Genomic DNA, 6,859 nt, shown 5'->3' on the forward strand with positions numbered 1-6,859 from the left:
TTTCTAAATTCTTATGAGTTCATTTTGCCGTTTACACAAAGAATTTTACAGTCTCGTAGTAAATGGCAACCTGAATGCCAATGGGGCAACTTTTGATTTCATTTCAGGCAATTCCACTTATACCAATGGCATTAAACTTCTTGCGGGCTCCACTGCCACAATTTCAACCTCAACCATAAAGAACGCCTATCAAGGCATTAACCTCAATCAGGCGTGCTTAAACCTTTCAAACAGTGAAATTATGGGCTGCTCCAGTCATGGTGTTTATATGTATGATGAAAGAAGCGTCGCAAATCGCTCTGAAATCTATGGCTGTAATATACATGACAATACCGGAACGGGGATAGTTTTATATTATTCGTCCCCCATAATTCAGGTTAATAATATTTACAACAACTACTATGGAATGGGTGTGGCCGATTATTCGGCTCCGTCACTTGGATATATGGGCGCCTATGGATATAACCATATATACTCAAACAGGTCGCACGGATTTTCTGCAAATCGCAATTCTAACCCATTTCTGGGAGAAAATATCTGCATAACGAACGGGGGCCATAATAAGATTGATTACAATAAGGGGTATAACCTTAGCGTATATGGAAACAGCATCGTAACTGCCGAGAATAACTGGTGGGAATACTTGACGGATAACGTAACGATCAATACAGCGAGGTTTTATGTCAGTTCGGGCAGTTTTGTTTATTATCCACCTGCTGACCCAACAGACCCTTTACGCTGGATGGGGGATCCGAATATAGTCTCTGGTTCGCCTTTAGCACAGAGTTCTCCGGAAGAAAAGCTTTTTGACAAAAAGTTTGTTGCTTCAACAGGCGCTGTGTCCAAAGGCGGAATAAATGAGAGTCAGATTGCTTCTATGGGGAAGGACTCTTTAGAGGCCACGGCTGAGTTAAAAACTCCAACGGGCTATGATGAGAAGTGGCCTATATTGAAAAAACTCACATTCGCAAAATACCTGCTCTTACTGAACCGGGATACTGAATCCAGTCAGATATGCAAGAAAATAGTGGAAAGTATACCTGACTCTTCGCTTTCTTACTATGCACTGGATATATTGTGGCAGAATGGACGTAAGAACAGAATGGAAGACTTTAAGGACTACTTAAAGCTTCTTAAGTCATCTTTGGATAAGAAGCCTGCAGGTCTTATGGCTGAAGTAATAGAGACCAGGTTTGACAGGGAAAACAGGATAAAACTGCTGTGTGAACTATGGGCTAAGATAAAAAGCAGTGAACTTAAAGACTTAAGCCCAAAAGCAAAGAAGGACATTCAGGAATCCATTCTTTTCAGCAAACTGCTCCATTACATAAATGATGAGAAGAATATGGAAAAAGCAAAGGAAACGGTCCTGGAAGTTGATGATCTTGTAGGCTCTGGAAGCCATTCATCAGTAGAAGCCCACGGCCTCGTTGGAGACATTGTTCCCGAAAAAGAGATTCTGGTAAAGGAGATGAAGGATTCAGAGGAAAGTGCAAAAATAGAGAAACCGACTGAATACAGCCTTTCGGGCAACTATCCGAACCCCTTTAACCCTTCGACCAGAATTGACTACTCGCTTCCTATGACAAGCAAGGTTGAGCTTAAGGTCTATGACATCCTGGGGCATGAAGTAGCAACCCTTGTAAATACAATTCAGGAGGCAGGAAGATACAGCGCAATGTTCAATGCCTCAAACGTTTCAAGCGGACTCTACATATACAAAATAAGCGCCCATTCACTTGAAAACGGCAGGGTATTTGAAAAAACTGCCAAAATGATGTTTTTGAAGTAGCCCTGTTTTTTATAACTAACAATAGTTAAAGATGAAGTGAATTAAAGCAAATGCCGGTTTTCCCAATGTATTTTTAATTAGGTGCATTGGATCCGGCATTTCCTTCTTATGAAATAATAACGAGATATTTGGGAGTAAATTGTTGAAGAAAGACTTACTTGTTGCATTAATTATTCTCCTCACATTAAGCATACAGCTCAAAGCTGAGGATAGCAGTGAAACAATGAAAAAGCTTGAGGCCAAGAAAAGCCTTATTCATAATGCAGCCGTGAAGTTTGATGTTAATGAGAGTTATCTTAAGGCTATTATCTATGTCGAAAGAACAATGAATTACGACTGGAAGGATGACGCATTGGATGAGATACTTGCAGCCTCAGGGCTTAACAGTTCCTTAGGATTCTGTCAGGTTAAGCTTAAGACCGCATACTGGATTGAAAATCAGTTGAATAATGCTGAAAGTGAGTTTTATCCGGGGGATAAGTACAAAGGGCTGCTTAAAATAAGCGGCTCGCCTAAAGAGATAATAAAGAAGCTTTACAATGATTCATTGAATATTTGTTATGCTGCCTCATACTTAAGAATATTTCAGAGCTACTGGAAAAAGTCAGGTTGCCCGATTGATAATTCTCCTGAGATCCTTGGGACTTTATACTCTTCAGGTCCATATTATATTGGGGGAAGGTTAAGAAAACCGAACAAAAATCCAAAGCCTAATTTATTCGGAAGAAATGTTATGGAGGCATTGAAGGTATACAAAGACTGAAAATTTGAAATCTCTGTACCAAGGGCTTTTGTTACTGAACATTTTGGGTATATATTAATTGCATTAGAAAGGTAATTCTGGCTTATTCGGTTTTCTTTTTCCACACCGTTGGTCTAATCCATTAGTTGAATAATTGCATCTTCGTAGCAAAATCGTAGCAAATTATAGAACAATTTAGACCATTTGGGACGAGTGCAGGTCAAAATACCTTCAAAAATGAGTTAAAAAGACACTTTTTAGAAATCTATTCTGCCTGTCACGCAGGAGGTCGCGAGTTCGAGCCTCATTGGCCCCGCCATTATAAAGCCTTGTAAATTAAATATTTGCAAGGCTTTTTTGTTTTTAAAGTAACTCTCAAAATCTTCTTGTAGCAAACTTTACCAAGAATTTACCAAAGACCCTAAAACTGATTAGCGATATTTAGAATTACCGTTTAACGACAATTATTTCTAACCGGTTTTTAGGTGAAAGTAATTATAATCTATCAAAGAAAAATCGGGGTGTGTCGTTGATAAGAATCCCGGCAATTTCAAGGAGAGAAATAACAGGGCGGGGAATGCACATTTGGTGGATTATAAACTCGTGCGGGGTACTCTAACGCGGGGATTTGTATATTATAAAGCACTGACAAATCCATTTGCCAGGGCAGCATATATGAGGTTTTTAGTTAGTGAGGTTCATCCGCTTGAAGACGGCAACGGCAGAATTGCCGGAGTGATGATGAATGCTGAACTGGTTAACCGGGAGCAGTACAAAATAATTATCCCGACTGTTTACAGGGATAAATACCTGCTTAAATTAAAAAAAATTGACAAATCTAAAGGATGCAGCCTCTTATGTGGAAATACTGGGTAAGGCTCATGCATTCAGTGAGGACTTGCATTTTGAAAATTATGATGGCCTCTATAGTTGCTTATTATCTCATAATGCTTTTTACGAACCTGATGAGGACCGGTGCCTAGCGGAGTTCCCCGATTAATATTGATCTGCAGTAAGGGTACTCCGTAAAATTTTCCGGAATCCCTTTGGCAACTGGATGAGATATACTTGCGAACGCTTAAGAGCGATTATAGGGACAATCTGCCGCCTGAAAGATTAAAGCCTAAAATCAAAATATCTGTTTCAAACTGAGACATAATTGATGGCCTTAGACATAAACATATATTGAATATATATTTCCTTTCTGGTATTACCTGAAATAAAATGTTGCATATGCGCTGAAAATAGATTATATATGATACTGGCGTAAATGTATTTTATGGCGCATTTTTGACGTTTATTGCACGAATCATTTGCTATCCGATATTTAACCTAAGGATACGATGATAGCTCTTTCTGCCTTTTTAATAAGGCAGCTACTAGAGCACAACAACTTCCTAACCGATTCCTTTTCTTTTTTCTTTCAAAACGAGTCCTGACAAAAAGTTATATATATGCAGTTGGATAACGGAGCTGATGCAGTTCTGATTAATCAGCCATTCCGCCCATAATTAACTTCATTAAATTTTAGGATAAGTTATGAAAAAGTATTTGTCCGCAATAATTATCATTCTCCTGTCAATTAATCTAAATGCACAATTTATCCAGCAGGGAAATAAACTCGTTGGAACTGGTGCTGCAGGAAATGCTGAGCAGGGATATTCAGTCTCAATTTCTTCAGACGGCAATACAGCTATAGTGGGCGGGTGGGACGATAATAACTACCAGGGAGCAGTTTGGATCTATACAAGACAAAACGGCGTATGGTCTCAGCAGGGAGATAAACTTGTTGGAACTGGTGCCACTGGAATTCCTGTTTATCGGGGATTTTCAGTCTCGATATCATCAGACGGGAATACGGCTATTGTGGGTGGGTATGGTGATAATTACTATCACGGGGCAGCATGGATCTATACAAGACAAAACGGCGTATGGTCTCAGCAGGGACCAAAACTCGTTGGATCAGGTGCTGTAGGATATTCCCAGCAGGGACGTTCAGTTTCAATTTCTTCAGACGGAAATACAGCCATTGTGGGTGGGGCTGGTGATAATTTCTATCAGGGGGCAGCATGGATCTATACAAGACAAAATGGTGTATGGACTCAGCAGGGACCAAAACTCGTTGGAACTGGTGCTGTCGGAAATACCGAGCAAGGGAATTCGGTTTCAATATCATCAGACGGGAATACGGCTATTGTGGGTGGGATTGGTGATAATAACTATCAGGGAGCAGTTTGGATCTATAAAAGACAGAACGGCGTATGGTCTCAGCAGGGAGATAAACTCGTTGGAACAGGTGCTGTCGGAAATGCCTGGCAGGGATTTTCAGTTTCCATATCATCAGACGGGAATACGGCTATTGTGGGTGGGATTGGCGATTCAATTACGGGAGCATCATGGATCTTTACAAGACAGAACGGCGTATGGTCTCAGCAGGGAGATAAACTCGTTGGAACTGGTGTTGTAGGATGTTCCCAGCAGGGATGTTCAGTTTCAATTTCTTCAGATGGAAATACAGCCATTGTGGGCGGGACTCAGGATAATAACTTCCAGGGAGCATCATGGATCTTTGCAAGACAAAATGGTGTATGGACTCAGCTGGGGAATAAACTCTTTGGAACTGGTGCTGTAGGAAATTCCCATCAGGGATTATCAGTCTCGATATCCTCAGACGGGAATACAGCCATTATTGGCGGACCCTGGGATAATAATGAGCAGGGAGCGGCATGGATATTTACACTAAATGTAAATCCGGATTTTCCTGTTCCAACCTTAGCATATCCTACAGGAGGAATCCTGGTATATACAAATTCTCCGGTCTTGAACTGGTATATAAATAAATATTTTCCGGGCGCAAAATATAACCTGCAGCTCTCTGAAACTCCGGATTTTAAGTCGATATACTTCGAGAAAGACAACATTGATGGCCTTCAGCTCGAGGTAACAGGCCTGAAAGGAGGAAAGACCTATTACTCCAGAGTAAGACTTAAGGCACCAGATGGTTATTATAGTAAGTATTCAGAGGTTGGAAACTTTAAGGTAAACTCTCAAGGGGGCACTGAACCCGTAAAGCCGGTCCTTGCTTATCCTACAGGAGGAGCAACAGTCTATGAGTCTTCTCCAACACTGAACTGGTATATTAACCAGTGGGCACCTCCTTTGGAGTACCACCTTCAGCTCTCTTTAACAGATGACTTCATAAATCCAATACTGGATGTAACAGGCATAGAAGGCCTGTCATATAAGGTTCAAGGCTTGTCGGCAGGAGTAACCTACTACACAAGAGTAAGGTCATTTAATTCAGAGGGAAGTTATTCGGAATATTCCAGTACAGGTACATTTACAGTAAATAAGGATAACGGGACACAGGCCATAACGCCCGTACTTGCATATCCGGCGGGAGGAGTGACGGTTTACACTGCATCACCCGTTCTAAACTGGTACATAGGAGGATATTCACCTCTGCAGAAGTATAATCTTCAGGTGTCAACAAGAGCTGACTTTACAACCATGGTCTTAAATCAGGATGATATCTCATCACTTCAGTATCAGCTTACAGGCTTAAGTAATGGCGTAACATATTTTACAAGAGTACGCGGCAAGGCTACCGATGGAACATATTCCTTATTCTCATCAGTTGGTTCATTTACTGTATGGGCGGGTGATTATCCCGTTGTACCGGTTGCGGCAAGCCCTTCGGGAGGAGTTAATATTCATTCAGGCAGTGCAACTCTGTCATGGTATTCTCCTACGGGTACCACAGCAGAACAGAAGTATGACCTGCAGCTCTCAACCGACGAGTCCTTTACAGAATACAATCAGGTTTCAGGCATAGACACGATATCATACAGCTTCAGGGACCTGAAAGGAGGGACTAAATACTTCTGGAGAGTAAGGTCAATGACTTCGGATGGAAAGACGAGTCCATTTTCGAGTGAAGGTACATTTATTACATCAAAGCTTACAAATGTGGCGCTCAGGAGTGATAACCAGATTCCGAAGGACTTTGATTTAAAGCAGAACTATCCTAATCCATTTAACCCTGTTACAACAATCGAGTTCTCACTTCCGAAGGATGAACATGTAAGGCTGGTAGTTTATGATATGCTGGGAAGGGTGGCAAAGGAACTTATCAATGAGACTCTGAATGCAGGAAGCTTCAAAGCTTCGTTCAAAGCTGAGGATCTTTCAAGCGGAGTATATATCTATAAGCTATCTACCCCAACTTTTCAGAAAATCAGGAAAATGATTCTGCAGAAGTAGAATTCAATCAAAATATTTTATTTAGTGACCTGAGGAGGCCGCAAGTCTGAGCCTCGTTGGCC

Annotated in this window: 3 protein-coding genes and 1 pseudogene; all 4 read left to right on the forward strand. The window is 41.0% G+C overall.

What is annotated here, in order from left to right; translation table 11 throughout:
* The first annotated feature begins 13 nt into the window (after positions 1-13).
* The 4 genes and pseudogenes from HF312_20915 (at position 14) to HF312_20930 (ending at position 6,797) form a co-directional block, all read left to right on the forward strand.
* On the forward strand, positions 14-1,792 hold the full coding sequence (locus tag HF312_20915; protein ID MCU7522685.1) for a T9SS type A sorting domain-containing protein: 1,779 nt from the start codon (positions 14-16) through the stop codon (positions 1,790-1,792).
* Positions 1,793-1,934: 142 nt separating this feature from the next.
* Positions 1,935-2,555 carry a hypothetical protein gene (locus tag HF312_20920; protein ID MCU7522686.1) on the forward strand — a complete coding sequence of 207 codons (621 nt, stop codon included), beginning with the start codon at positions 1,935-1,937 and terminating at the stop codon, positions 2,553-2,555.
* Positions 2,556-3,038: 483 nt separating this feature from the next.
* Positions 3,039-3,534: pseudogene (locus HF312_20925) on the forward strand (hypothetical protein).
* 539 nt (positions 3,535-4,073) lie between these two features.
* Positions 4,074-6,797 carry a T9SS type A sorting domain-containing protein gene (locus tag HF312_20930; protein ID MCU7522687.1) on the forward strand — a complete coding sequence of 908 codons (2,724 nt, stop codon included), beginning with the start codon at positions 4,074-4,076 and terminating at the stop codon, positions 6,795-6,797.
* Positions 6,798-6,859 lie beyond the last annotated feature (62 nt).

This window comes from Ignavibacteria bacterium (genome assembly GCA_025612375.1).
Classification (GTDB): domain Bacteria; phylum Bacteroidota; class Ignavibacteria; order Ignavibacteriales; family SURF-24; genus JAAXKN01.

Coding starts and splice junctions, on each gene's coding strand:
- HF312_20930 (MCU7522687.1), top strand. CDS start 4,074: ATGAAAAAGTATTTGTCCGCAATAATTATCATTCTCCTGTCAATTAAT.
- HF312_20915 (MCU7522685.1), top strand. CDS start 14: ATGAGTTCATTTTGCCGTTTACACAAAGAATTTTACAGTCTCGTAGTA.